Origin of the sequence: Mesorhizobium sp. M0052 (assembly GCF_040323255.1) — a bacterium.
GTDB lineage: Bacteria > Pseudomonadota > Alphaproteobacteria > Rhizobiales > Rhizobiaceae > Mesorhizobium.
This window is the reverse complement of record NZ_JAMYUS010000020.1, coordinates 28,679-52,346: the sequence shown is the minus strand read 5'-3', so window position 1 is coordinate 52,346 and position 23,668 is coordinate 28,679. Positions and strand designations below refer to the sequence as shown.

Annotated in this window: 25 protein-coding genes, 1 tRNA gene and 1 pseudogene; 18 read left to right on the top strand and 9 right to left on the bottom strand. The window is 64.0% G+C overall.

The window, feature by feature from the left end; translation table 11 throughout:
* The first annotated feature begins 116 nt into the window (after window positions 1-116).
* Complete coding sequence (locus NKJ77_RS24285) at window positions 117-962, top strand: fumarylacetoacetate hydrolase family protein (RefSeq protein WP_023711346.1); 846 nt, start codon at window positions 117-119, stop codon at window positions 960-962.
* 81 nt (window positions 963-1,043) lie between these two features.
* Here the strand turns inward: NKJ77_RS24285 and NKJ77_RS24280 are convergent, their stop codons facing one another.
* Both NKJ77_RS24280 and NKJ77_RS24275 read right to left on the bottom strand, forming a co-directional pair.
* On the bottom strand, window positions 1,044-2,063 hold the full coding sequence (locus tag NKJ77_RS24280) for an LLM class flavin-dependent oxidoreductase (protein ID WP_023711345.1): 1,020 nt from the start codon (window positions 2,061-2,063) through the stop codon (window positions 1,044-1,046).
* A gap of 82 nt (window positions 2,064-2,145) precedes the next feature.
* The gene (locus tag NKJ77_RS24275) at window positions 2,146-2,343 is read right to left on the bottom strand and encodes a hypothetical protein (RefSeq protein WP_155923605.1); all 198 of its coding nucleotides are present in this window, start codon (window positions 2,341-2,343) and stop codon (window positions 2,146-2,148) included.
* Window positions 2,344-2,403: 60 nt separating this feature from the next.
* Between NKJ77_RS24275 and msuE the strand changes: the two genes are divergently transcribed.
* From msuE to NKJ77_RS24250, 5 genes are read left to right on the top strand one after another with little or no spacing between them, the layout of a single operon-like run.
* Entirely contained in the window at window positions 2,404-2,961 is a 558-nt protein-coding gene (msuE, locus tag NKJ77_RS24270) for an FMN reductase (protein ID WP_023683545.1), read from the top strand.
* A 55-nt stretch (window positions 2,962-3,016) separates the two neighbouring features.
* Window positions 3,017-4,393, top strand: a complete 1,377-nt coding sequence (locus NKJ77_RS24265) for an LLM class flavin-dependent oxidoreductase (protein ID WP_023683544.1) — start codon at window positions 3,017-3,019, stop codon at window positions 4,391-4,393.
* 24 nt (window positions 4,394-4,417) lie between these two features.
* Window positions 4,418-5,266, top strand: coding sequence for an ABC transporter permease (locus tag NKJ77_RS24260; RefSeq protein WP_023711343.1), 849 nt, complete (start codon window positions 4,418-4,420; stop codon window positions 5,264-5,266).
* A 42-nt stretch (window positions 5,267-5,308) separates the two neighbouring features.
* Window positions 5,309-6,307, top strand: coding sequence for an ABC transporter substrate-binding protein (locus NKJ77_RS24255; RefSeq protein ID WP_023695917.1), 999 nt, complete (start codon window positions 5,309-5,311; stop codon window positions 6,305-6,307).
* Window positions 6,308-6,331: 24 nt separating this feature from the next.
* Window positions 6,332-7,096, top strand: a complete 765-nt coding sequence (locus NKJ77_RS24250) for an ABC transporter ATP-binding protein (RefSeq protein WP_023671311.1) — start codon at window positions 6,332-6,334, stop codon at window positions 7,094-7,096.
* Window positions 7,097-7,145: 49 nt separating this feature from the next.
* On the opposite strand, the gene NKJ77_RS24245 is transcribed toward NKJ77_RS24250, so the two are convergent.
* The 3 genes from NKJ77_RS24245 to NKJ77_RS24235 all read right to left on the bottom strand — a co-directional run bounded on the left by NKJ77_RS24245 (window position 7,146) and on the right by NKJ77_RS24235 (window position 8,279).
* Window positions 7,146-7,535 carry a hypothetical protein gene (locus NKJ77_RS24245; protein WP_023683541.1) on the bottom strand — a complete coding sequence of 130 codons (390 nt, stop codon included), beginning with the start codon at window positions 7,533-7,535 and terminating at the stop codon, window positions 7,146-7,148.
* Window positions 7,536-7,637: 102 nt separating this feature from the next.
* A tRNA-Ala gene (locus tag NKJ77_RS24240) sits at window positions 7,638-7,713 on the bottom strand.
* Window positions 7,714-7,886: 173 nt separating this feature from the next.
* Window positions 7,887-8,279, bottom strand: coding sequence for a TIGR02300 family protein (locus tag NKJ77_RS24235; RefSeq protein WP_023683538.1), 393 nt, complete (start codon window positions 8,277-8,279; stop codon window positions 7,887-7,889).
* Window positions 8,280-8,485: 206 nt separating this feature from the next.
* Here NKJ77_RS24235 and aroA point away from each other — a divergent pair, with 206 nt between their 5' ends.
* From aroA to NKJ77_RS24210, 5 genes are all read left to right on the top strand, one after another.
* Window positions 8,486-9,844: a 3-phosphoshikimate 1-carboxyvinyltransferase gene (gene aroA / locus NKJ77_RS24230; protein WP_352535867.1), complete on the top strand. Its 1,359-nt coding sequence runs from the start codon at window positions 8,486-8,488 to the stop codon at window positions 9,842-9,844.
* Between the two features lie 59 nt (window positions 9,845-9,903).
* Window positions 9,904-10,407 carry a hypothetical protein gene (locus tag NKJ77_RS24225; protein ID WP_023832572.1) on the top strand — a complete coding sequence of 168 codons (504 nt, stop codon included), beginning with the start codon at window positions 9,904-9,906 and terminating at the stop codon, window positions 10,405-10,407.
* Window positions 10,408-10,433: 26 nt separating this feature from the next.
* Entirely contained in the window at window positions 10,434-11,078 is a 645-nt protein-coding gene (cmk, locus tag NKJ77_RS24220; RefSeq protein WP_031195781.1) for a (d)CMP kinase, read from the top strand.
* Between the two features lie 204 nt (window positions 11,079-11,282).
* Window positions 11,283-12,980 (top strand): 30S ribosomal protein S1, encoded by a 1,698-nt coding sequence (gene rpsA, locus NKJ77_RS24215; protein WP_023703671.1) that lies wholly within the window; start codon window positions 11,283-11,285, stop codon window positions 12,978-12,980.
* A 242-nt stretch (window positions 12,981-13,222) separates the two neighbouring features.
* Window positions 13,223-14,044: an MOSC domain-containing protein gene (locus NKJ77_RS24210; RefSeq protein ID WP_023822063.1), complete on the top strand. Its 822-nt coding sequence runs from the start codon at window positions 13,223-13,225 to the stop codon at window positions 14,042-14,044.
* A 136-nt stretch (window positions 14,045-14,180) separates the two neighbouring features.
* Here NKJ77_RS24210 and NKJ77_RS24205 read toward each other — a convergent pair whose 3' ends face one another.
* The 4 genes from NKJ77_RS24205 to NKJ77_RS24190 form a co-directional block, all read right to left on the bottom strand.
* Entirely contained in the window at window positions 14,181-14,888 is a 708-nt protein-coding gene (locus tag NKJ77_RS24205) for an SDR family NAD(P)-dependent oxidoreductase (RefSeq protein ID WP_352535866.1), read from the bottom strand.
* Window positions 14,889-15,075: 187 nt separating this feature from the next.
* A complete protein-coding gene (locus NKJ77_RS24200; protein WP_352535865.1) occupies window positions 15,076-16,656 on the bottom strand; it encodes a 5-guanidino-2-oxopentanoate decarboxylase in 1,581 nt (526 codons plus the stop codon).
* Entirely contained in the window at window positions 16,653-17,321 is a 669-nt protein-coding gene (locus NKJ77_RS24195) for a TetR family transcriptional regulator C-terminal domain-containing protein (protein ID WP_352535864.1), read from the bottom strand. The genes NKJ77_RS24200 and NKJ77_RS24195 overlap by 4 nt, the downstream gene beginning before the upstream one ends.
* Entirely contained in the window at window positions 17,291-18,163 is an 873-nt protein-coding gene (locus NKJ77_RS24190) for a dimethylarginine dimethylaminohydrolase family protein (protein ID WP_023725952.1), read from the bottom strand. Before NKJ77_RS24190 ends, NKJ77_RS24195 begins: the two co-directional genes overlap by 31 nt.
* Between NKJ77_RS24190 and NKJ77_RS24185 the strand changes: the two genes are divergently transcribed.
* From NKJ77_RS24185 to NKJ77_RS24155, 7 genes and pseudogenes are all read left to right on the top strand, one after another.
* Window positions 18,090-18,245 carry a hypothetical protein gene (locus NKJ77_RS24185; protein WP_196813600.1) on the top strand — a complete coding sequence of 52 codons (156 nt, stop codon included), beginning with the start codon at window positions 18,090-18,092 and terminating at the stop codon, window positions 18,243-18,245. The genes NKJ77_RS24190 and NKJ77_RS24185 overlap by 74 nt on opposite strands.
* Window positions 18,246-18,389: 144 nt before the next feature.
* Entirely contained in the window at window positions 18,390-19,205 is an 816-nt protein-coding gene (locus NKJ77_RS24180; protein ID WP_023671322.1) for an ABC transporter ATP-binding protein, read from the top strand.
* A gap of 53 nt (window positions 19,206-19,258) precedes the next feature.
* Entirely contained in the window at window positions 19,259-20,059 is an 801-nt protein-coding gene (locus NKJ77_RS24175) for a transporter substrate-binding domain-containing protein (RefSeq protein ID WP_352535863.1), read from the top strand.
* A gap of 161 nt (window positions 20,060-20,220) precedes the next feature.
* On the top strand, window positions 20,221-20,934 hold the full coding sequence (locus NKJ77_RS24170; RefSeq protein ID WP_196813869.1) for an ABC transporter permease: 714 nt from the start codon (window positions 20,221-20,223) through the stop codon (window positions 20,932-20,934).
* On the top strand, window positions 20,934-21,743 hold the full coding sequence (locus NKJ77_RS24165; protein WP_352535862.1) for an ABC transporter permease: 810 nt from the start codon (window positions 20,934-20,936) through the stop codon (window positions 21,741-21,743). Before NKJ77_RS24170 ends, NKJ77_RS24165 begins: the two co-directional genes overlap by 1 nt.
* A 112-nt stretch (window positions 21,744-21,855) precedes the next feature.
* A complete protein-coding gene (locus tag NKJ77_RS24160; RefSeq protein ID WP_023689222.1) occupies window positions 21,856-22,857 on the top strand; it encodes an Ldh family oxidoreductase in 1,002 nt (333 codons plus the stop codon).
* Between the two features lie 326 nt (window positions 22,858-23,183).
* A pseudogene (locus NKJ77_RS24155) lies at window positions 23,184-23,633 on the top strand (DoxX family protein).
* Window positions 23,634-23,668: the final 35 nt, after the last annotated feature.

Genomic DNA, 23,668 nt, shown 5'->3' with positions numbered 1-23,668 from the left:
ACCAGTCCTAAAGTCCGGCTTGCCCCAGGTCGGATCCGTTAGCCAGAGTCGGCCAGTCCTCGTCGCTTTGGCAGAGTGAGTTGAAAACGGCCTTGGGCCGCAATTTGGAGAGCAAGATGAAACTGCTGCGCTATGGCGAGATAGGGAGCGAACGCCCCGGCCTGCTCGATGCGGATGGAACGATCCGCGATCTTTCGGGTCATGTCGCCGACATTGCCGGCAAGGCGCTCGATCCGGCATCGCTCGAGACATTGTCGAAGCTCGATCCGAAGTCGCTGCCGGTGGTTTCCGGCAAGCCGCGCCTCGGCGCCTGCGTCGCCGGCACGGGCAAGTTCATCTGCATCGGCCTGAATTATTCCGATCATGCCGCCGAAACCGGCGCCACCGTGCCGCCGGAGCCGATCATCTTCATGAAGGCGAGTTCGGCCATTGTCGGCCCCGACGATGATGTGCTGATCCCGCGCGGCTCGGAAAAGACCGACTGGGAGGTTGAACTCGCCGTGGTCATCGGCAGAAAAGCCAAATATGTCAGCGAGGCCGATGCGCTGGATTATGTCGCCGGCTATGCCGTTGCCCATGACGTGTCCGAGCGAGCCTTCCAGGCCGAGCGCCAGGGCCAGTGGACCAAGGGCAAGAGCTGCGACACGTTCGGTCCGACCGGGCCGTGGCTTGTCACCAAGGACGAGGTTGCCGATCCGCAGAACCTCAAAATGTGGCTGACGGTCAACGGCAAGACGATGCAGAACGGCTCGACCAGGACCATGGTCTACGGCGTCGCCTATCTCGTTTCCTATCTCAGCCAGTTCATGTCGCTGCATCCTGGCGACATCATCTCCACCGGCACCCCGCCCGGCGTCGGTCTCGGCATGAAGCCGCCGGTGTTCCTGAAGCCCGGCGATGTGGTGGAACTGGGCATCGAGGGGCTCGGCCAGCAGAAGCAGACCTTCAAGGCGGATGCCTAGCCGCCTCTTCCCTTAGAGCGTTTCACCGTTTGCCGGCGAAACGGTCTATCTCTTTGTTTGCTGGGCGGCTGGCGCCTCTTGTCAGCGCCAGCCCAGAGCCGGCGCGACGTGCTTCAGGATCGCCTCGATGACGTGGGCGTTGTACTCGACGCCAAGCTGGTTGGGGACGGTCAGAAGCAGCGTGTCGGCCTCGGCGATCGCTTCGTCCTCTTTCAGCTGATCGATCAGCACATCGGGCTCCGCGGCATAGGAGCGGCCGAAGACGGCAAGCTTCTCAGGCTCGATATAGCCGAAATGATCTTCGCTGCTGCCGCCGCCGAAATAGGCGCGGTCGCGGTCGTTCACCAGCGCAAAGATGCTGCGGCTGACCGACACGCGCGGCTCGCGTGTGTGGTCGGCCGCCTTCCACGCCGCGCGATAGGCGCGGATCTGTTCGGCCTGCTGGATGTGGAGCGGCTGGCCGCCCTCATCGAACTTCAGCGTCGAACTTTGCAGGTTCATGCCGAGCTTGCCCGCCCATTCGGCGGTCGCGTTGGTAGCGGCGCCCCACCAGATCCGGTCGCGCAGGCCGGCCGAGAATGGCTCGAGCCGCAGCATTCCCGGAGGATTGGGGAACATCGGCCGCGGATTGGGTTGCGCGAAACCTTCGCCGTGCAGCACATTCAGGAAAACCTCGGCATGATTGCGCGCCATGTCGGCATCGCTTTTGCCGTCCTGCGGCACGTAGCCGAAGTAGCGCCAGCCGTCGATCACCTGCTCCGGCGAACCGCGGCTGATGCCAAGCTGCAGCCGGCCACCGGCGATCAGGTCGGCAGCACCCGCATCCTCGGCCATATACAGCGGATTCTCATAGCGCATGTCGATGACGGCGGTGCCGATCTCGATGCGGCTGGTGCGGGCGCCGACCGCGGCCAGAAGCGGAAACGGCGAAGCGAGCTGGCGGGCAAAATGATGGACGCGGAAATAGGCGCCGTCCGCGCCCAGCTCCTCGGCGGCGACGGCCAGGTCGATCGACTGCAGCAGCGCGTCGGACGCCGAGCGCGTCTGCGATTGCAACGAGGGCGACCAATGGCCGAAGGAAAGAAAGCCGATCTTCTTCATGCGCGTATCCTGTTCTTTGATTGCAGTTGCCTACTTCGTCGCCCACGCGATCGGGTTCAATCGACACTGACACAACGCAGTGTCAATGCCGCCGGCCCTTGACGGTTTCGCGACGATACCCATCGGTGCGCAAAGGACCAAGGCCATGGTCCCCGGCGATGCCCTGCGCGACCGCGTCAGCATCTGCCGCGGCGCTTTTGGGGCCAAATGAACCAACCAAAGGCGATGTACCGCAAACTCCATTCGCTTCAGAGCCCGGTTTTGAAATCTTCTCGCTCATTTAATTCTACAAAATCGGTAGGCTTAATGCGGATAGTGCGTTTGCGAGAAGGAGCCTCGGATGTCAAAAAAGCTGGTGGTGGGGTTGTCCGGCAACCTGACCCGTCCGTCCAAGACGAAGGCATTCGTCAGCCACATCGCCGGTGAGGTGGCGAGCCGGGCCGGCTCGGCTTTGAGCGTTTTCGACATCGAGGATCTCGGCCCGTCCTTTGCGCCTGCAAGACAGCTTGGCGATCTCGATCCGGCGGCGCGCGGTATTATCGAGCAGCTGCTCGGCGCCGACGTGCTGGTGGTCGGCTCCCCGACCTTCAAGGGCAGCTACACCGGGCTGTTCAAGCACTTCTTCGACCTGCTCGACCCGTCGTCACTGCGCGGCAAGCCGATCATCCTGGCGGCAACAGGCGGCGGCGAGCGTCATTCGCTTGTCGTCGAACACCAGTTGCGGCCGTTGTTCGGCTTCTTCGAGGCGCAGACCCTGCCGACCGCGATCTACGCCTCGGACAAGGACTTTGCAGATGGCGTGCTGGTGTCAGAGGCAGTCAAGGCGCGAGCCCGGCAGGCGGTCGCCGAGGCATGCCGGGTGGCCGGCGTGCCCTACAGCGTCGTCCTTGCCGCCTGAAACCACGATCCGCGACGCAATATTCCATCCCGCATAGACCAGAAGGACGCCTGCAATGACTCGAGCCAGCAAGTCCGATAGCAGGCCGCGGCAGATCAAGCTAGGCGCTTTCCTGCCCGGCGGCGGGCAGCATATCGCCGCCTGGCGTCATCCCGATGCGCCGGCCGACGGCGCCACCAATTTCGAGTTCCACAAGCAGCTGGCGCTGACCGCCGAGCGCGGCCTGTTCGACGCCTATTTCCTGGCCGACAACCTGACCGTCGGCCTCGGCGCCCGCGAGGGCGGCAACGCCAAGATCGCCGGCTTCGAGCCGGTGACGCTGTTTGCGGCGCTGGCGCCGCTGACGACGCATCTCGGCTTCATCGCAACGGCGTCCACCACTTATGAGGAGCCTTACACGCTGGCGCGCAAATTCGCTTCGCTCGACCTGTTGTCGAACGGCCGCGCCGGCTGGAACGTGGTGACCTCGGCCGGCGACGAAACGGCACGCAATTTCAACCGCGACGTCCAGCCCAGCCATGCCGAGCGCTATGCCAGGGCGCATGAGCATGTCGAGACGGTCAAGGCGCTGTGGGACAGCTGGGAGGATGACGCCTTCATCCGCGACAAGCAGTCGGGCCGTTTCTACGACAAGGACAGATTGCACGACATCGACCACAAGGGCGAGCATTTCAGCGTCAAGGGTCCGCTCAACGTGCCGCGCCCGGTGCAGGGGCATCCGGTTGTCGTACAGGCCGGGCAGTCGGAAGACGGACGCGGGCTTGCCGCGCACTCGGCCGAGGTCATCTTCACCGCCCATCAGAAGCTCGAGACGGCGCAGGAATTCTACCGCGACATCAAGGCGCGCGTGGCTGAAGTCGGCCGCGATCCCGACCAAGTGCTGATCATGCCGGGCGTCGCGCCCTTCGTCGGCCGCACCGAGGACGAGGCCCGCGCCAAATACCAACAGCTCAACGACCTTATCCTGCCCGAGGACGGTGTTGCGCTCCTCAACGGTCTTGCCGGCCAGACGCTCGACATCAGGGGCTATCCGCTCGACGGCCCGTTGCCGCCGAGCAAGGAAACCGAAGGCATGAAGAGCCGCCAGGCGCTGATCCGGCAGATTGCCGACGAGCACAATTTCAGCATCCGCCAGCTTTACCAATGGGTAGCGACGGCGCGCGGCCACTACACCATCGTCGGCAGCGTCACGCAGGTCGCCGATCAGCTGGAGGAATGGTTCACCAGCGAGGCGGCTGACGGCTTCAACATCCTGCCGCCTTGGCTGCCCGGCGCGCTCGACGATTTCGTCGACCTGGTCATTCCCGAACTGCAACGGCGCGGCCTGTTCCGCACGGCTTACGAAGGCCGCACGCTGCGCGAGAATCTCGGCCTCAGGCGCCCGGAAAATCCATGGACCGTCGCCCGCTCGACCGTCCTTGCCGCCGAATGACCTTGGCATCGAAGGGGTGAAGCAATGACGCTGCAGCACATCGATCGGCAGATCACGGTTCGCCGCAGTGGTGGCGAAACCGGGCTCGGCACCGACTTCCTGAACCTCGGCAGCAAGGCGGCTGTTCGCTTCCTGAAGCGCTACGGCGTGCTTGCCGGCTTCCTGGCGCTCTGGCAGGTGGCGAGCAGCGTCGGCTGGGTCAACGCGGCGGTGCTGCCGCCGATCGACATGATCGTCGTCGCACTCTGGAAGGGGCTTGCCGGCGGCAGCCTGCTCGGCGACATCGCCATCAGCCTGCAACGCGCCGGCATCGCCTTTGCGGCGGCTGTCGCCGTTGCCATTCCGCTCGGCCTGTTCATGGGCCAGGTGCGCCCGGTCGAAACCGCGCTCGATCCGATCCTGCAGGTGTTCCGGCAGACGTCGGCGCTGGCGCTCTATCCGGTGTTCATCCTGCTCTTGGGACTTGGCGAGACCTCGAAGATCTTCGTCATCTTCTGGGCGACGCTGTTTCCGCTGCTGCTCAACACCACCAGCGGCGTCAAGGAAGTCGATCCCAAGCTGCTTGAAATGGCGCGCGTCTATGGTGCGAGCCGGCTCACCGTGTTTCGCCGCGTCGTACTGCCGGGCGCCGTGCCGTCGATCTTCGTCGGCTTGCGGCTGAGCGCCACCACGGCGCTGCTGCTGCTGATCGCGTCCGAGATGATCGGTGCCAACAAGGGCATCGGCTTCCAGGTGATGAACGCGCAGTACAATTTCCAGATCCCGCTGATGTTTGCGGCAATCGTCATCCTCGCCGGGCTTGGCCTGATCGCCAACCAGGCATTGGTCACCCTGCAGCGGCGGCTCTGTCGCTGGAGCAATCCTGTCAACTGAGCAGTCCGCCCCTCACCGTTTACCTCCAGGAAGGACCCGATCATGAAAATCACCCGCCGTTCGCTGCTTGCCGGCGCGCCGCTTGCCGCCGGCCTCATCGCCGCCGGCCTGCCGCGCATGGCCTTTGCGCAAGCCGCAGCCGTCAAGTTCCGCTACCTCGCCAGCCGTGGCAGCATCTCCCCGCACGAGCTGGCCGACGAGCTTGGCTACTTCAAAGGGCTCGGCGTCGAGCTGGAGAATGTCGGCTATTCCTCGGGTGGACCGGAATCGCTGTTTGCGCTGTCTTCCGGCAGCGTCGACATCGGCTCGGCCGCCACCGCGGCGGTGATCAACTCGATCTCCGGCGGCAACGACTTCGTCGCGGCGTATCCGAGCAACGGCATCAACAAGGATGTGAAGAGCGTCTTCTACGTGCTGGAAGACAGCCCGATCAAATCGATCGCCGACATTGCCGGCAAGACCATCTCGGTCAACACGCTCGGCGCTCATCTCGACTATACGGTGCGTGAGGCCCTGCACAGCGTCGGCCTGCCGCCGACCGCCGCCAACCTCATTGTCGTGCCCGGCCCGCAGCTTGAGCAGACGCTGCGCTCGCGCCAGGTCGACATTGCCGGCCTCGGCTACTGGCAGGCGACCTTTGCCGGCGCGCTGGTCGCCAACGGCGGCGTGCGCGGCGTGTTCGACGACACCCAGGTGCTCGGCGAACTCGCCGGCGGCTTCGTCGTACTCAGGCGCGACTTCATTGCCGCCAACCCGGATGCGGCGCGCAACTTCGTCGAACAGTCGGCGCGCGCCTCGGACTGGTCGCGCCAGAACCCGGACGAAGCCCGCAAGGTGCTGGCCACTATCCTCGACAAGCGCGGTGAAAACGGCGATCTCGCCCGCTACTGGACCGGCTTTGGTCTGCGCGAAGGTGCACAGGCGACCGACCGCGACATCGACTTCTGGGTCGCCGTGCTGGAGCGCGACGGCCGTCTGGCCCAGGGCAAGCTGAAAGCCGCCGACATCCTGTACCGGCCCGGCGAAACCAAGATCAACTGAGCTTTGAAATAGCTGAGAGACAAGATGGCCGGTTCCAACCGTGGCGGAGAGGTCTCGATCCGCGACCTCTCCAAATCCTTCAGCCTCGGCGGGCGCCAGCTTGCCGTGCTGCGGACGCTCAACCTCGACATTCGTTCGGGGGAATGCCTGGTCATTGTCGGCGCCAGCGGCTCCGGCAAGACCACGCTGCTGCGTATTCTGGCCGGGCTGGAGGCGGCCGACAGCGGCGGTGTCGCGATCGACGGCCAGCCGGTGCATGGCGTCGGCGCCGAGCGTGCCGTGATCTTCCAGGAGCCGCGGCTGCTGCCGTGGCTGAGCGTGCTCGGCAATGTCGCGTTCGGCCTCGAAGTGCGCGGTGTTCCCAAGAGGCAGGCCGAGGAACGCGCCCGCTTCTACGTCGCCCTGGTCGGCCTTGCCGAATTCGCCGATGCTTTTCCGAGCCAGCTTTCCGGCGGCATGGCGCAGCGCGTCGGCATCGCCCGGGCGCTCACCGTGCAGCCCGAGATCCTCCTGCTCGACGAGCCGCTGGGGGCCCTGGACGCCATGACCAAGATCGGCATGCAGGAGGAACTGGCGCGCATCTGGAGCGAGGAGAACGTCACCATGGTGATGGTCACCCACGATCTGGAGGAGGCGATCTATCTGGCTGACCGGGTGCTGATCCTGCCCAAGGAGAAAGGCGGCGCGGCGCGGTTGATCGACATCGACCTGCCACGCCCGCGCGAGCGCAGCGAGAGCCGCTTCGTGCGCTACCGTGAAGAATTGCTGCGCGAATTCGGATTGCACTGATCAAGGGAAGGGGCCAGGCGTGGCTCCCCCGGAAGATTAGCTCTCGCGATTATTGCTTGGTGAACGTGCCCGTATAGGTTCGGTCGGCAAGCCCATAGGTGACGGCCAGCGTTCCGTCCGCCTGAATGACCGCGCTGACGTCCGCGCCATTGGGAAGGCGCCGCAGTTTCAACGTGTTGCCGAAAATCTTGCCTTCGCCATCGGCCACGCCCGGTTTGTTGTCGGCGACATCGCCCCAGGCATAGGTGGCGGTGACATTGCCGCCGCGCGTAATCGTCAGCACGGCGAGCTTGCCGTCATACATCCCGTCCAGCTGTCCGCCCCATATGCCGGAAAACGCGACATATTTGGCCGGGACGCCTTCGCCGGGCGGCATAACCCGCACGGATGGATCGAGGACCGCCGCACCATCAGGAGCAGAGATCGCGGCAGGCGCCATGGGCTGAGGTGCGGGCGCTGGCGGCGGCGATGATGGTTCAGGCGCCGACTGGCAGGCGACAAGCACGAATGCCGCGAAACCGAGCGTCGGAAAAAGACTGTTTGGTGGAGCCAATCGGGATCGAACCGACGACCTCTTGAATGCCATTCAAGCGCTCTCCCAACTGAGCTATGGCCCCACTCCGGCAGTCAGCCGTCGCCGTTGCCGGCGAGAGGTCCGGCGCGGGTTTCAGGACCGCGCCGTTTAGTGCAGGCGGCTTCTAACCCCGCCTTCCCTGAAGATCAAGCCTTCGAGGGCCGCTTTTTCGTCATAGCCCGTGAACGCCGCTAAATGCATGCGTTCGAAGCGTTCCTAGACTTCGTCGTCGTCGTCGCCGACGCCGATCATGTCGGCGACGTCGTCGTCTTCTTCCTCTTCGTCGGCAAGGAAAGTATCGTCCTCATCGTCGCCTAGATCGACATCGTCCTCGTCGTCGCCCAGGTCGGGAAGCTCGTCGCCGGCCTTGACGTCTTCGTCGGCCTCTTCAAGCGAGACGACTTCAACGCCTTCTTCTTCCTCGGCGTCCACTTCCTTCTCGGCCACTTCCTCTTCCTCTTCGAGGGCGGCGATCTTGCCGTCCTCGAAATAGGAACGCGGATACGTCTTGCCCGTATAGGGCGAGACGATAGGGTCCTTGTTCAGGTCGTAGAATTTTCGGCCCGTTTCAGGGTCGACACGCTTTGTGCCAAGTTCGTTTTTTGCCACGTCAAGCCTCGTCAGTAAAAGAGTGGTCCCCTTAACCACAGTTTACCGCGCTGTCAAAGCGAAAAGCCGGCGTCACAAAACCAAGCACTGGAAGGCCTCGCGCCAAGCGACGACCATGGGGATGACCATTCGTGCCCGCCGTGATACGAGACCGCCGCAACAAATGAAAAGCGCCGGTGCGCCGGCATTCCGTCCAGGGAAATTCCATGTCTCACGCCGCCGCTGCCAAGCCGGCCACCGCCCGCAAATCATCCGCCCTTTCCGGCACCGCTCGCGTGCCGGGCGACAAGTCGATTTCGCACCGTTCCATGATGTTCGGCGGCCTTGCCTCCGGCGAAACCCGCGTCACCGGCCTGCTCGAAGGCGAGGATGTGATGCGCACGGCGGCCGCCATGAAGGCGATGGGCGCGCATATCGAGAAGCGCGGCGCCGAGTGGGTGATCCGCGGCACCGGCAATGGCGCGCTGCTGCAGCCGGAAGGCCCGCTCGATTTCGGTAATGCCGGCACCGGCTCCCGCCTCACAATGGGCCTCGTCGGCACTTACGACATGGAAACGACCTTCATCGGCGACGCATCGCTGTCGGGACGGCCGATGGGCCGCGTGCTCGAACCCTTGCGCCAGATGGGCGTGCAGGTGCTGAAGGCGACGCCGGGCGACCGCATGCCGATCACGCTGCATGGGCCGAAACACGCCGCACCCATTACCTACCGCGTGCCGATGGCCTCGGCGCAGGTGAAGTCGGCCGTGCTGCTGGCAGGCCTCAACACGCCCGGCATCACCACCGTGATCGAACCGGTGATGACGCGCGATCATACCGAAAAGATGCTTAGGGGATTTGGCGCCAATCTCTCGGTCGAGACCGACGAGCGCGGCGTGCGCCACATCTTCATCGAGGGCCAGGGCAAATTGACGGGGCAGACCATCGCCGTGCCCGGCGACCCCTCCTCGGCCGGCTTCCCGCTGGTCGCGGCACTGATCGTGCCGGGTTCGGACATCGTCATCGAGAACGTGCTGATGAACCCCACCCGCACCGGCCTGCTTCTAACGTTGCAGGAAATGGGCGGCCAGATCGACATCTTGAACCCGCGCAATGCCGGCGGCGAGGATGTTGCCGATCTGCGCGTGCGCTACTCCGAGCTCAAGGGCGTCACCGTGCCGCCCGAGCGGGCGCCGTCGATGATCGACGAATATCCGGTGCTGGCGGTTGCCGCGAGCTTCGCCGAGGGCGAGACGTTGATGCAGGGGCTGGAAGAGCTGCGGGTGAAGGAATCCGACCGACTGGCAGCGGTTGCCAATGGGCTGAAGCTCAACGGCGTCGACTGCACCGAAGGCGAAGCTTCGCTCGCGGTGCGCGGAAAGCCCGGCGGCAAGGGGCTGGGCGGCCATCCCAATAGCCAGGACACGGCGGTGCAGACGCATCTCGACCATCGTATCGCCATGAGCTTCCTGGTGATGGGGCTGGCAACGGAAAAGCCGGTAACCATCGACGACGCCGCAATGATCGCGACGAGCTTCCCGGAGTTCATGGGGCTGATGACGGGGCTGGGCGCGGAGATTGGGTGATTTTCCCTGTCTCAATGTGCAGTATTCGTGCATGAGAGTGCAATGTCGGAATCGCGGCAATGATGGGCAGGCAGGTCAATTTCTGGTTGTCAGACAAAGATCAAACTGAGCTTCAGTCCATCGTGCTTTCAAAGGGGGTATTCGCGGTGATCAACAGCCAGTCGAAGACCCCCGCACCCTCGCTGAAAGAAAAATTTGAACGAGTGCACCCGGGCCGTAAGGTCGAGGGCTTTCATCTCGTTCCCAAGGCACTGAGGGAGGAAATTGTTTGGAAGCACAATCCATACAACGATACGTATGATCCCGATCTCAGCCGCTCATCTGTGATACAGTACAACCCATCCCGGACCGAAGGCAGTTCAATTTTTCAGGGCCGATTTTATTTCCAAGCGCGCGACTTCCACGATCTTGGGCAGTTGATAGAGAAGCATGCGGCATTCACCAAGATTGGCGACGCGCTGCTACGCCTGGTGCGGAAAAATCTAAATCATCTGCACAGTGGCTTTTACGCTGGAAATGAAGCTCTGAAGCTGAAAGATGCGGGTTTCCAGTTTCGATCCTGATAGTAGCAAATCTTCGAGGTCGCGAATTGCCGTTCACCATCGCCATCGACGGCCCGGCCGGCGCCGGCAAGGGCACGCTGGCCCGCCGGCTGGCCGACCACTACCGTCTCAACCTGCTCGACACCGGCCTCACTTATCGCGCGGTCGCCCATGCGTTGATCCGGCACGCGCTGCCGCTCGACAATGTCTCGGCCGCCGAAACCGCTGCCCGCCAGGTCAATCTAGCCAAGCTCGACCGGGCGGTCTTGTCGGCGCATGCTGTCGGCGAAGCGGCTTCGAAGGTAGCGGTTTACCCTACCGTTCGGCGCATCCTGGTCGAAAAGCAGCGCGATTTCGCCAAAACGCCGCCGGGCGCGGTGCTCGACGGGCGCGACATCGGCACGGTCGTGTGCCCTGACGCCGACATAAAACTCTATGTGACGGCGAGTGCGCAGGTGCGGGCGCAGCGCCGGCTGGCGGAAATCGAGAGCATCGGCGGCACTGCCAATTTCGCCGAAATCCTTGCCGATATCATGCGCCGCGACGAGCGCGACATGGGCAGGGCCGACTCGCCGCTGAAGCCCGCCGCCGACGCGCACTTGCTTGATACCTCCGAAATGGCTATAGAGGCCGCGTTTCTGGCGGCCAAAGCGATCATCGACGACGCCTTGGCCAAGAGAGATAAAGCCTGATCCAGGGTTTTCCCGCTGCCACCGATTGCCGGAAGCGAAGAAAATACCATATCGGGCACGAACCAGCCTGCCAGCATTCTTCATGCGCCGGAATTGCCGCTTAGGCGGCCCAGGGCTTTTGTAGCCCGGAACGCCGGCAGGCCAACGCAACGCTAACCCACGGCGCCCGTCCCGCAAGAGATGCGGGGCACTCCAGGAGAAAATATGTCAGCTGCAAATCCCACTCGCGACGATTTCGCGAGCCTGCTCGAAGAATCATTTACCGCCGGCCACTCCGGCGAAGGTCAGGTCGTCAAGGGCACGATCCTGGCGATCGAAAAAGACATGGCCATCATCGATGTCGGCCTCAAGGTCGAAGGCCGCGTGCCGCTGAAGGAATTCGGCGTCAAGGGCAAGGACTCGACGCTCAAGGTCGGCGACACGGTCGAGGTCATGGTCGAGCGCATCGAAAACGCGCTGGGCGAAGCCGTCCTGTCGCGCGACAAGGCCCGCCGCGAAGAGAGCTGGGTCAAGCTCGAAGAGAAGTTCACCAAGGGTGAGCGCGTCGAAGGCGTCATCTTCAACCAGGTCAAGGGCGGCTTCACTGTCGACCTCGACGGCGCCGTGGCCTTCCTGCCGCGCAGCCAGGTCGATATCCGCCCGATCCGCGATGTCTCGCCGCTGATGCACAACCCGCAGCCCTTCGAGATCCTCAAGATGGATCGCCGCCGCGGCAACATCGTGGTGTCGCGCCGCACCGTGCTCGAGGAAAGCCGCGCCGAACAGCGTTCGGAAATCGTGCAGAACCTCGAAGAAGGCCAGGTTGTCGAAGGCGTCGTCAAGAACATCACCGATTACGGTGCGTTCGTCGACCTCGGCGGCATCGATGGCCTGCTGCATGTCACCGACATGGCATGGCGCCGCGTCAACCACCCGACCGAGATCCTCAACATCGGTCAGACGGTCAAGGTGCAGATCATCCGCATCAACCAGGAAACCCACCGCATCTCGCTCGGCATGAAGCAGCTCGAGAGCGATCCGTGGTCCGAGATCGGCACCAAGTTCCCGATCGGCAAGAAGATCAAGGGTACCGTCACCAACATCACCGACTACGGCGCGTTCGTCGAGCTGGAGCCGGGCATCGAAGGCCTCATCCACGTTTCGGAAATGTCGTGGACCAAGAAGAACGTGCACCCCGGCAAGATCCTGTCGACGACACAGGAAGTCGACGTTGTCGTGCTCGAGGTCGATCCGGCCAAGCGCCGCATCTCGCTCGGCCTCAAGCAGACGCTGGAAAACCCGTGGCAGGCTTTTGCCGCGAGCCATCCGGTCGGCAGCCAGGTCGAGGGCGAGGTCAAGAACAAGACCGAGTTCGGCCTGTTCATCGGCCTCGAAGGCGACGTGGACGGCATGGTGCACCTTTCCGACCTCGACTGGACCCGTCCGGGCGAGCAGGTCATCGAAGAGTACAATCGCGGCGACATGGTCAAGGCGCAGGTGCTCGACGTCGACATCGACAAGGAGCGCATCTCGCTCGGCATCAAGCAGCTGGCCAAGGACACGGTCGGCGAAGCCGCGACTTCAGGCGAACTGCGCAAGAACGCTGTCGTCACCTGCGAAGTCACCGGCATCAAGGATGGCGGTCTGGAAGTGCGGCTGGTCGACAGCGGCATCGAGACCTTCATCAAGCGCAACGACCTCAGCCGGGACCGTGACGAGCAGCGCCCCGAGCGCTTCTCGGTCGGCCAGAAGCTGGACGCCCGCGTCATCGCCTTCGACAAGAAGACCCGCAAGCTGCAGGTCTCGATCAAGGCGCTGGAAATCGCCGAAGAGAAGGAAGCCGTCGCACAGTACGGCTCTACCGACTCCGGCGCTTCGCTGGGCGACATCCTTGGCGCCGCGCTGAAGAAGCAGGGCAGCTAAGCCGCTTCGCGCGCAACGCGTAAGCCGCTTCGCGCAAGCTAGGCCTCGGCTGCGCCTCGCGCGCAGCCTGAACAAGAAAACCCGCGGGCCGCAAGGCTCGCGGGTTTTTCATGCTCGGCTGCGCGATTGGCACAAGACTAAGACCGTGCAACCCCTTCAATTCCGCACGCGCGGTTGTAGGCTCGGCCGTCGTTGCAGACGTAAACACGGAAGGCCCTTCGGGCAACAGAGAAGCATGCGGGATGAAGGTCGCCGAACTCTATCGCTATCCGGTCAAGAGCCTGCGCGGCCATGCCGTGCCGAGCGCCGACATCGAGACAATGGGCATGGAAGGCGACCGCCGCTGGATGGTCGTCGACAAGGATGGGCAGTTCCTCACCATTCGCCAGATACCTGATATGACGACGATCGACGTCGAGCATCGCGAAACGGGCATCCTGTTGAAACATGACAGGCATGGCTCGCACTTCGTCGAGGCTCCGGCTCCCAGCACCGCGCTCCGGCAAGTCAAGATCTGGAAGGATATGGCTGCCGCGCGGCCGGGCGATCCGGCCGCCGGCGCCTATCTCTCGGCTATTCTTGGCCGGCCCGTCGATCTCGTCTATTTCGACGATCCGCAAAACCGGCCGGTCGATGCGGAATTCGGCCAGCCCGGCGATTTCGTCGGCTTTGCCGACGGTTTTCCGCTGCTGATCGCCACGACAGGCTCGCTGAACCATCTGAACAGCCATCTTGCCAGGCCCATCGAGATGGCGCGGTTCCGGCCAAACATCGTCGTCGACGCAGACGGCGCATGGCTCGAAGACAGCTGGAAGACGATCCGCATCGGCGCTGTCGAGTTGCGCATCGCAAAGCCTTGCTCGCGGTGCGTCATCACGACCCGAGATCCGTTGAGCGGCGAGCAGCCGGACCCGCGCGAGCCGTTGCAGACGCTTGGCAAAATCCACCGCTCCGCCAAGGGCGGCATCATCTTCGGCCAGAATGCGATTCCCAACAACGCCGGCGCGATCGCCATTGGCGACGCAGTCGAGGTCGTGGAAGCGGGGGTCTCGAACCTGACGTAGTCGCAGCCCTTCTAATGCCGTGGAGGCGTCGGCGGGTCGCCATGATTGAATGGCCAACCTCCGCTGTAGATCAGGCGAGGTCGGCAAAGGCGCCATCGGAAGCTAAACCAAATGAGCCGCTCTGCGCGGCGGAACTTCAGGCGCGGCCGTAAAGCGGCGCCAGCGTCCCGCTCATTGCCAGATTGGCCGGTGATGCCAGATAGGCGATTGCCTCGGCGGCGGCTTCGAGGCTGACCCATTTGCCGAAATCGGAATCCGGCATGTCGGCGCGGTTGGCCGGCGTATCGAGCGTCGAGGGCGCTACCGCGTTGACCAGTATGCCTTTGTGCTTCAGCTCTTCCGCCATCGCCACGGTCATCGCCGCCACCGCCGCTTTGCTCGCGGTATAGGCGACCATGCCCGCGCCTCTGCGCGGGTCGAGCCCGGCGCGTGCCGTGACATTGACGATGCGGCCCGCTGTGTTCGAGCCCAGCATGGAGCGCACTGCCGCGCGGCAGCACAGAAAGGCGGTGCGGGCGTTGGTGTCCATCATTTCGGCAAAGGATGCGGATTCGATTTTCTCGACGGGGGCCATGGCAAAGCCGCCGGCCAGATGGATGGAGGCCCACAATTCGGGAACGCTATCATAGAAGGCATCGACCTTGGCAGGATCGGCGAGATCGACATTATGCGCCAGCCGGACGCGATCATGGGCCGCGAAGGGGAAATGCGAGGGGGCCGACGCGTGGGCATTGGGCACATGGCAGATCGCGCCGTCCGCCAGCAATTTGCCGACGACCGCGGCACCCAGCGCCCCGGTGCCACCGGTCACCACGATATGCTTGCCCTGAACTGTTTCCGTCATCCTGGACGCTCCTGTCGTTTCTTATATTATGTCGCTTGTCGTGCCGCGCCGACGCAGAGCGTCGCGCCTTTTGCACGATCACTCAACCGACATCTCGACATGGCAGTTGTTGCGTCTTTGCATCGCTCGAAGCCGCCGACCGCCCCTTCCGACCCCCGCGCATGGACGTACGGCGCGCGGCCAGGCGTCAGTCGATGGTGATTTCGATGACGTGCGGCAGTCTGGTTGCGCGTGCGCGTTTGAGCGCATCGGCGAGACCGGCAGTACCGGCAAGCCGCTCGGCTGATATGCCGTAGGCCTCGGCCAGCTTGCAGAAATCCGGCGGCGCCGGGGACACGCCGACCGGCTCGACGCCGACATCGAGCATCGACGTTTCGATCTCGCGATAGCCTCTGTTGTTCCAGACGACGAAGATGACCGGTGCGGGTGCATCGAGCGCCGCGCCCAGCTCCGGCAAGGTGAACTGGAAGCCGCCGTCGCCGGTCAGGCAAACCACCGGCACGCCGGGCATGGCAAGGGCTGCGCCGATCGCCGCCGGCGGTCCGTAGCCGAGCGCGCCGAATCCGGTGGCGGCATTGAACCAGCCGCCTGGCCGGTCATGGTCGTAGTAAAGGTTGGCGGCGTAGATCGGCTGCGTCGAATCGCCGACGATTATGGCGCCCGGCAGCGCGTCGCGGATGGTTTCCACCGCACGCACCTGCGCGGCATAGGCCGGGCTGAGCTCGGCAAAGGCCGCCTTCCTCGACGCGGCTGCGCGGCTCTCGCCGTCCTTCGATGCGGCATGATCAGGGTGGAGCGCGCCAAGCAGTGCACCAAGCGCCTCCGCGCAATCGGCCTGGATGCCGACGCTCACCGGGCGGCGGGCGAGCTGGTCGGCGCCGATATCGATGCGGATCAGATTGGCGGGCAGCACGAAGCCGCCGTCGCTGTAACCGTCATAGTCGGTCGGGCCGAATTCGGTGCCGGCGGCGATGACCAGATCGGCGTCTGCCATCAGCGCACGCACCGCCTTCAGGCTGGGGCTGGCCGGCACGCAAAGCGGATGCGCGTGCAGCAGACCGCGCGCATTGGCGGTCTGGACGACAGGCGCGCCGAGCCGCTCGGCCAGGCGCTGCAGTGGCTGTTCGGCGCGCTTGGCACCGCCACCGGCAAGGATCAGCGGCCGGCGCGCGGCTGCGATCAGTCTGGCGGCCTCGGCAATGGCCGAGCCATCCGGCGCCGGCGCCGCCGCATTGGTGAGCGAAGCAGCGATGCCATCGGCCGGTTTGACCATGACGTCGGTCGGGATCTCGATATGGACGGGGCCCGGCCGCGACGACGAAAACAGCGCAAAGGCCCGCGCCAGAGCGCCCGGCAATTCGCTGGCCTCGGTGACACGCTGCGAAAACAGCGCCACCTTCTCCATCATGCCGCGCTGGTCCGGCAGTTCGTGCAGGAAGCCCAGCCCCTTGCCCAGCGTCGGCATCGCGTTGACGCCCGAAATCACCAGCATCGGCACCGAATCGGCGCGCGCCTGGCCCATTGCGGTGATGGTGTTGGTCAGCCCCGGTCCGGTGATGACAAAGGCAACGCCCGCCCGGCCGCTGGCGCGGGCATAGCCGTCGGCCATGAAGCCGGCGCCCTGTTCGTGACGCGGCGTGACATGGCGTATCTTTGAACGCGCCAGCCCGCGGTAAAGCTCGACAGTGTGGACGCCAGGAATGCCGAAAACGGTGTCGACGCCATGCGCTTCGAGCAGCGTGATCAGCGCTTCGCCGATGGTGGTCATGGCTTCTCTCCCTTTTGCGGCGCGAGGCCGAGCTCGGCCTCTATGGCTTTGACGCCGATCGCCGCCAATTCGCCAGGCGAGAACATCTCTGCGGCCAGACAGCCTTCGATCCAGAGCCCGTCGATGATCGCGTTGATGGCAATGGCATGGCGGCGCAGTTCATTTGCGTTTGGCCTGCGCTGCTCGGCGCCGAGCACTTCGGCAACGACTGCTTCCACCTCGTTGCGAAAGCCGAGATAGCCTTCGCGGTGGGCGCGAGCCAGGCTCGGATCCGCGCCGGCGCGGCCGATGAAGGTTGCCCACAGCGAAAACACGCGTGCATCGATGATCGGCGCGTTGAGGTTGGCAGTAACGAAGGCCGCAAGGCGCTGGCGCGGCGCGGCGTTTTCCATGAGCAATGCCGCCTTCGCCTGCTCGATCATGCGGCCCATCAGCGCCGCGTAGGCTTCCTGCAGCAAGTCTTCCTTGCCGGGGAAATAGTGCCGGATCAGCCCGGCGGTGACGCCGGCGCGCAATGCGATCGTGCGCAGGCTGGCGCCCTCCAGCCCATGTTCGGCCACGCTGTCCAGGGTCGCGTCGATCAGATCCTGCCGCCGCCGCTCCTCGCCCTCGCGGCGGAACTTGCGGCGCTCATTCATTGCCGCAGGATGGGCCGCGTCAGGCATGTCGGCCCACCTTCGCAGGCGATGCAGAGCGCATCCGCCTCGAAGATTTGAACCGTGCAGCCGGCGGCTTCCATCGCGGCCTTGGTCTTGGGAAAGCCGGCGACGGCAATGACCTTATGCGGGCTGGTCGGCAGCACGTTCAGGCTGAGGCCGTTCGAAGCGGCAAACTCTTCGGCGTCGCCTTCCACCAGCCGGATGCCGCGCGCCTTCAGCAACTGATAGAACGGCGCCGGCAAAAGCGGTGAATAGACCAGGGCCAGGTCGTCGGCCAGCGGGCTGATCACCGACATCAGATGCAGGCACGCCTCCTCGCCCTGCCACAGCGGCAGATCGAAACCGTAGACGGAAATGCCGAGCGGCGTCAGCAGATTGGAAACCTGCTGTATGCCTTCCTGGTTGGAGCGCACCCCGCGCCCGATCACCAGCGTGCTGGCATCCAGCCATACGCAATCGCCGCCTTCGACCTGGCCGGGAGCCTGGACGCGGCCGAGGATGGGAATACCCAGGCGTGTGTAGGTTTCCTCATGCAGCGATGGCTCCCGGGCGCGCAATGGCTTGCCCATGGACAGGATCAGCGCGCCGCGGTCGGTCATCAGCGACGGGTCGTGGGTGAATACGGAATCCGACAGCCCGTCGGCCTTGTCATCGATCCATTCGATTTCGGCGCCGGACGCCGTCACCAGCTCAGCGAGAGCCGCGTGCTGCGCCGCCGCTTTCGCCGGGTCGAAACCCGGGCCATAGTGCCAGGTAGCCCGGTCGGCACCGCGCATGGCATTGGCCGCCGACCGCATCAGCACGCGCCGCAACGGCGCCGCCATGGATTGTGATCCGAAAGCGCTCATCAGTGCCCTTTTCAATGCCGTGTTCAAGGTGAAAAAAATGGAAAAAATTTCATCGGAGGCTATTTATACACTTGCACAATAAGGCCGCAAGTGCCGTAATGAGCGGGATTGACGGGCTCGCGCTGTTGGGTCCATGCTGAAGTCTGGAGTGGGCATTACAGCGTATGTTGATTAGCCGGATAGACGTTCGACGATCTGCCGTGGACCCTGTGGCAGAGGTTCCCCGGTGAGCGCGGCGGGAACCGCCGCAGTCCAATCCGGCAAGGCTCAGGACGGCGCCGCCGAGGCCATCCATGTCGAGAACCTGCACAAGAAATTCGGCCATCTGCATGTGCTGAAAGGCGTTTCGCTGTCGGCGCGCGACGGCGAGGTGATCGCCATTATCGGCGGCTCGGGTTCCGGCAAGTCGACGCTGCTGCGCTGCATCAACTGCCTGGAAAACCCGACCAGCGGCATCATCCGCGTCAATGGCGAGGAGATCAAACTCAAGGCCGACAGCCACGGCCACACCGTGCCTGCCGACCGCCGGCAGATCGAACGCATCCGCGCCAAGCTCGGCATGGTGTTTCAGAACTTCAACCTGTGGAGCCACATGACGCTGATCGAGAACGTCATCGAGGTTCCGGTGCATGTTCTGGGCGTCAGGCGCGACGTGGCGATCAGGGAAGCCGAAAAGCTTTTGGCGCGCGTCGGCCTGGCCGAAAAGCGCGACGTCTATCCGGCCTATCTCTCGGGCGGCCAGCAGCAGCGCGCGGCGATCGCCCGCGCCCTGGCCATCAACCCGCGCGTCATGCTGTTCGACGAGCCGACCTCGGCGCTCGACCCAGAGCTGGTCGGCGAGGTGCTGAAGGTGATCGGCGACCTGGCGCGCGAGGGCCGCACCATGGTGCTGGTCACGCATGAAATGAAGTTCGCCCGCGAGGTCGCGACCCATGTCGTCTACCTCTGCAACGGGCTGGTCGAGGAAGAGGGGCCGCCGGAGCAGATATTCGGCGCACCGAAATCCGAAAGGCTGAAGCAGTTCATCCGCAACATCGGCTAGGAAGGCCGGGACGGAAGAAAACCGGGAACCAACAACAAACTGGGAGTCGTGACATGAAGACTGTTCTGAAAACATTCGCCGCAGCGCTGCTGCTCGGCGTAGCCGCCATAGGCGTGGCCAAGGCCGATCCGGTCAAGATCGGTGTCGCCGCCGAGCCCTATCCGCCCTTCACCTCGCCGGACGCTTCCGGCAAATGGGTCGGCTGGGAAATCGATTTCATCGACGCCGTCTGCGCCGAGGAGAAACTCGACTGCGTCATCACGCCTGTCGCCTGGGACGGCATCATCCCGGCGCTGACGACCAAGAAGATCGACGTCATCGCCAGTTCGATGTCGATCACCGCCGAACGCGAGAAGACCATCGACTTCTCGGATAAGTACTACAACACGCCGACCGCCATCATCGGGCCGAAGGACCAGAAATTTGGCGCCACGCCGGACGATCTCAAGGGCAAAGTGCTCGGGGTGCAGGTGTCGACCACCCATTCGGCCTATGCCAAGAAGCATTTCGGCCCCACGGCCGCCGAGATCAAGGAATACCAGACGCAGGACGAAGCCAACAACGATCTGGCCGCAGGCCGCCTCGACGCCGTCCAGGCGGATTCGATCGCGCTCGACGCATTCCTGAAGTCGGACCAGGGCAAGGCCTGCTGCGATCTGAAGGGCATGGTGGCTCCGGACGATGAAGTGCTCGGACCGGGCGTGGGCGCCGGCGTGCGCAAGGAAGACACCGACCTTAAGGCCAAGATCAACGCCGGCATCAAGGCGATCCGCTCGAACGGCAAATATGACGAGATATCGAAGAAATACTTCGATTTCGACATTTACGGTGGTGGCGGCGCGCAGTCGAACTGACGATCCTCGCATGAGCTGAGGGGCATGGCGCCAACGCCATGCCCCTCCTGCCCGACCTTTCCCAGACATGCTTGCCGCCGGCGCTGCCGTCGGCGGTGGTTGGACCCAGCAATCCGGGGGCGACGCTGATCGACGCACTTCTTTCGGCCTCGGCGGCCGGCATCATAGAACTTCTCTCGCCCAATCCGCCGGGCTGGGGCGGCACGCTGTTGCTTGGGCTGCTCCATTCGATCGAGATCGCGCTCGGCGCCACGGTCCTCGGTCTTCTGATCGGCACCGGTGGCGCCTTTGGCAAGCTCTATGGCGGTCCTGTCGTGCGCGACCTGCTGGCGGTTTACACCACCATCGTGCGCGCCGTGCCCGAACTGGTGCTGATCCTGCTGCTCTATTATGCCGGAACAGACCTGATCAACCAGGCGCTGACCGCTATGGGCTACCAGCGCGTCGACATCAGCGGCCTTGCCGCGGGCATCGCCGTGCTCGGCTTTGTCCAGGGCGCCTATTCGACCGAAGTGATCCGCGGCGCCATCCTGGCCATACCGCAGGGCCAGATCGAAGCCGCCCGCGCCTATGGCATGTCACCCGGGCTCATGCTGCGGCGCATCACCTTGCCGGCAATGCTGCCCTTCGCCATACCCGGGCTCGCCAATCTGTGGCTGATCGCCACCAAGGATACGGCCCTTCTGGCGGTCGTCGGCTTTTACGAACTGGCGCTGGCGACGCGGCAGGCGGCGGGCGTCACCAAAGCCTATTTCACCTTCTTTTTCGCCGCGGGCGTGCTCTATCTCATCTTGTCGCTGGTCTCCAACCTGCTCATCGGCCGCCTCGAGGCCTGGTCGCGGCGCGGTATGCCGTCGCTCAAGGATGCGCGCTGATGGCCGGAGAAGCGACCATCATCAACGCTGCCGCGCGCACGTCGCTGTGGCTGCAGCCGCATCGCATCGTGCTGATCCTGGTCGCGATCGCGCTGGTTTTCGGCGCAGCCTTCTTCATGCGCTGGGATTGGCTGCCGCAATATTACGAAATGGGGCTTCTCGGCATCTGGCGGTCGCTGTGGATCCTGGCCGTCACCTGCTTTCTCGGCTTCCTGCTCGCCGTGCCGCTCGGGCTGGCGCAGGCCGCCGGCTCTTTCTGGTTTTCCGCGCCCGCCAGGACATTCTGCACCGTCATCAGGGGCACGCCGCTGCTGATCCAGCTATGGCTGCTCTATTACGGGCTAGGCTCGCTGTTTCCGCAATTTCCCTGGATCCGCGAATCCTGGATGTGGCCGTATCTGAGGCAAGCCTGGCCTTATGGAGTGCTGGCACTGACCTTGTCCTTCGCCGGCTATGAGGGCGAAGTGATGCGCGGCGCCTTTGCCGGCGTGCCGAAGGGGCAGTTAGAGGCGGCCCGCGCTTTCGGCATGAGCCGCTGGAAGATTTTCCGCCGCATCTGGCTGCCGCAGGCCATCTACCGGGCGCTGCCGACGCTGACCGGCGAAACCGTGCTGCAGCTGAAGTCGACGCCGCTGGTGGCGACGATCAGCGTCATCGACATCTTCGCAGTCTCGTCCAAGGTCCGGCAGGACACCTACCTCACCTACGAACCCTTGCTGCTTTTGGCGCTGATCTACATGATCATCACCGGCCTCCTGGTGTTTGCATTCAGCAAGATCGAGGCGCGCATACCGAACAAGGTGGGCTAGGGAATAGTGAGTAGGCAGTAGTGAGTAGTCAGCATATGACCGGGAAACCGCTTGCTTTCGCTACTCCCTACTGACTACTCCCTACTCACTCACCACCAATCGGGTCCGCAACATGCAACTCTCTCTCGATCAGGCAACAGGGCTGTGCCGGATGGCGGCGCTCGGCGCCGGCGCCAATGAGGAGGCGGCGAGGTCGCTCACCGCCTCGATCATTGCCGCCGAGGCGGAAGGGCTTTCGACCGTCGGGCTGACCCATTTCATCGATTACCTCGAAGCGCTGGAAGCCGGCCGCATCGACGGCAATGCCGATCCCGTGATCACCAGGCCGGCGCTCGCCGTCTATCAATCCGATGCGCGTGGCGGCCTCGCCCATACCGGCTTCGACCGCACCATCGATGACCTTGCCAAGGCGGCAAAGCTGTTCGGCGTCGCCATCTTCTCGCAGAAGAACGCTTATACCTGCGGCGCACTAGGCTATTTCACCGGGCGTCTGGCGCAACTGGGATTGGTCTCCTTCGCCGCCACCAACGGGCCGGCGGTGCTGGCAGGCTCGGGCTCGGTCAAGCCGGTCTATTGCACCAACCCGATGTCGTTTGCGGCACCCGCCGCCGATGGCGCGCCGCTGGTCATCGACCAGTCGTCGAGCGCCACGGCGTTCGTCAACATCCGCAAGGCGGCCGAGGACGGCAAGAAGATCCCCGAAGGCTGGGCGCTGGACGCCAGCGGCAACCCGACCACCGATCCGGCCGCGGCCATGAAGGGCGCCATGCTGGCCTTCGGCGGCCAGCGCGGCGCCAACATCGCGCTGATGGTCGAAGTGCTGGCGGCTGGCCTGTCGGGCGCCAACTGGTCGCTCGACGCGCCCTGGTTCTCCGGCGGACCGGACAGCCCGGGAACCGGCCTGTTCGTGCTCGCCGTCGAGCCCAAGCTGCTCGACCCGGATTTCGAGCAACGCATGAAGGACCAGCTCGACCGGCTGCGCCGGCGCTTTGGCGTGCACGTTCCGGGCCGGGCGCGGGCCGAAGCGGCCGAGAAGGCGCAGGCGCGCGGCATCAATGCCCCCAAAGCCGTGGTGCAGCGCATTTCCGAGTTCGCCGAGCGCTATTCGGGCTGAAGCGGTCCTGCGACAACGAATTTTTACGCGACCTGACTGAACCTTTCTACCGATCGCAACGACCAATAGCTGCCGGGTCGGGTTTGCCCGGTCGGTGTCTTCTGTCGGATGCGTTTAGGGCCCGGGCGGGCGTATGCCGTCTCAGGTTATCCGCCCCGTTGCGCTCTGTCTCGACCGTTGCGTCACCCGGAAAACCCCGCTTCCGCGGGGTTTTCTGCGTTCGTGCTCTGTGTGCTAAAACATGTGGCGGAAGTTAACTTTTGTTAACTTGACTTGCCGGAACCATCGGGCGTTTGCAAGGGATCGTCACAAAAACAGGAGCTACGATTTCCGCAACCACCGACGCTTCCCGCGGCAAACTTATCGTTCCGGTGTTTGGCCGCCTGTATTCGTCGCTGCATGATGGCGCCGAAACCCTTCTGCGCGTCGTCGCCGGCGGGTTTCACCATTCACGGCTCGCAGAAGATCGCCAACCCTTTCGGCGCCGCCGAGATGGTCGAAGGCCTCGGCTTCTATCCCGGCGCGTTCTGGTCGTTGCTTTGTCCTGCACCGAATTCTTCGGCGGCATTCTGATCGCCATCGGCCTGTTGACTCGGCCCGCCGCCTTTGCCGGCATGATCGTGCTGCTGGTCACCGTCTGGTTCCACTGGATCACTGCCGGCCAGGGCTTTTCCGGCGCTGAAAAGTCGCTTCTATGGGCGGCGATCCTGCTGTTCTTCGTTATCCGCGGCGGCAACCGCCAGTCGGTCGACGCGCGCATCGGCAAGGCGTTCTGAAGGGTCTATAAGAGGGTGGCAGCGACGACGCGTCA

What these genes read in the sequence shown, in the direction of transcription:
- NKJ77_RS24225 (WP_023832572.1), top strand. Translation starts at nt 9,904, where the DNA reads ATGATGGGCAGGCAGGTCAATTTCTGGTTGTCAGACAAAGATCAAACT.
- msuE (WP_023683545.1), top strand. Translation starts at nt 2,404, where the DNA reads ATGTCAAAAAAGCTGGTGGTGGGGTTGTCCGGCAACCTGACCCGTCCG.
- NKJ77_RS24205 (WP_352535866.1), bottom strand. Translation starts at nt 14,888, where the DNA reads ATGACGGAAACAGTTCAGGGCAAGCATATCGTGGTGACCGGTGGCACC.
- NKJ77_RS24175 (WP_352535863.1), top strand. Translation starts at nt 19,259, where the DNA reads ATGAAGACTGTTCTGAAAACATTCGCCGCAGCGCTGCTGCTCGGCGTA.
- aroA (WP_352535867.1), top strand. Translation starts at nt 8,486, where the DNA reads ATGTCTCACGCCGCCGCTGCCAAGCCGGCCACCGCCCGCAAATCATCC.
- NKJ77_RS24285 (WP_023711346.1), top strand. Translation starts at nt 117, where the DNA reads ATGAAACTGCTGCGCTATGGCGAGATAGGGAGCGAACGCCCCGGCCTG.
- NKJ77_RS24265 (WP_023683544.1), top strand. Translation starts at nt 3,017, where the DNA reads ATGACTCGAGCCAGCAAGTCCGATAGCAGGCCGCGGCAGATCAAGCTA.
- NKJ77_RS24245 (WP_023683541.1), bottom strand. Translation starts at nt 7,535, where the DNA reads ATGGCGCCTGCCGCGATCTCTGCTCCTGATGGTGCGGCGGTCCTCGAT.
- rpsA (WP_023703671.1), top strand. Translation starts at nt 11,283, where the DNA reads ATGTCAGCTGCAAATCCCACTCGCGACGATTTCGCGAGCCTGCTCGAA.
- NKJ77_RS24185 (WP_196813600.1), top strand. Translation starts at nt 18,090, where the DNA reads ATGGCATTGGCCGCCGACCGCATCAGCACGCGCCGCAACGGCGCCGCC.
- NKJ77_RS24190 (WP_023725952.1), bottom strand. Translation starts at nt 18,163, where the DNA reads ATGAGCGCTTTCGGATCACAATCCATGGCGGCGCCGTTGCGGCGCGTG.
- NKJ77_RS24275 (WP_155923605.1), bottom strand. Translation starts at nt 2,343, where the DNA reads ATGAGCGAGAAGATTTCAAAACCGGGCTCTGAAGCGAATGGAGTTTGC.
- NKJ77_RS24200 (WP_352535865.1), bottom strand. Translation starts at nt 16,656, where the DNA reads ATGACCACCATCGGCGAAGCGCTGATCACGCTGCTCGAAGCGCATGGC.
- NKJ77_RS24280 (WP_023711345.1), bottom strand. Translation starts at nt 2,063, where the DNA reads ATGAAGAAGATCGGCTTTCTTTCCTTCGGCCATTGGTCGCCCTCGTTG.
- NKJ77_RS24255 (WP_023695917.1), top strand. Translation starts at nt 5,309, where the DNA reads ATGAAAATCACCCGCCGTTCGCTGCTTGCCGGCGCGCCGCTTGCCGCC.
- NKJ77_RS24210 (WP_023822063.1), top strand. Translation starts at nt 13,223, where the DNA reads ATGAAGGTCGCCGAACTCTATCGCTATCCGGTCAAGAGCCTGCGCGGC.
- NKJ77_RS24250 (WP_023671311.1), top strand. Translation starts at nt 6,332, where the DNA reads ATGGCCGGTTCCAACCGTGGCGGAGAGGTCTCGATCCGCGACCTCTCC.
- NKJ77_RS24195 (WP_352535864.1), bottom strand. Translation starts at nt 17,321, where the DNA reads ATGCCTGACGCGGCCCATCCTGCGGCAATGAATGAGCGCCGCAAGTTC.
- NKJ77_RS24260 (WP_023711343.1), top strand. Translation starts at nt 4,418, where the DNA reads ATGACGCTGCAGCACATCGATCGGCAGATCACGGTTCGCCGCAGTGGT.
- NKJ77_RS24165 (WP_352535862.1), top strand. Translation starts at nt 20,934, where the DNA reads ATGGCCGGAGAAGCGACCATCATCAACGCTGCCGCGCGCACGTCGCTG.
- NKJ77_RS24160 (WP_023689222.1), top strand. Translation starts at nt 21,856, where the DNA reads ATGCAACTCTCTCTCGATCAGGCAACAGGGCTGTGCCGGATGGCGGCG.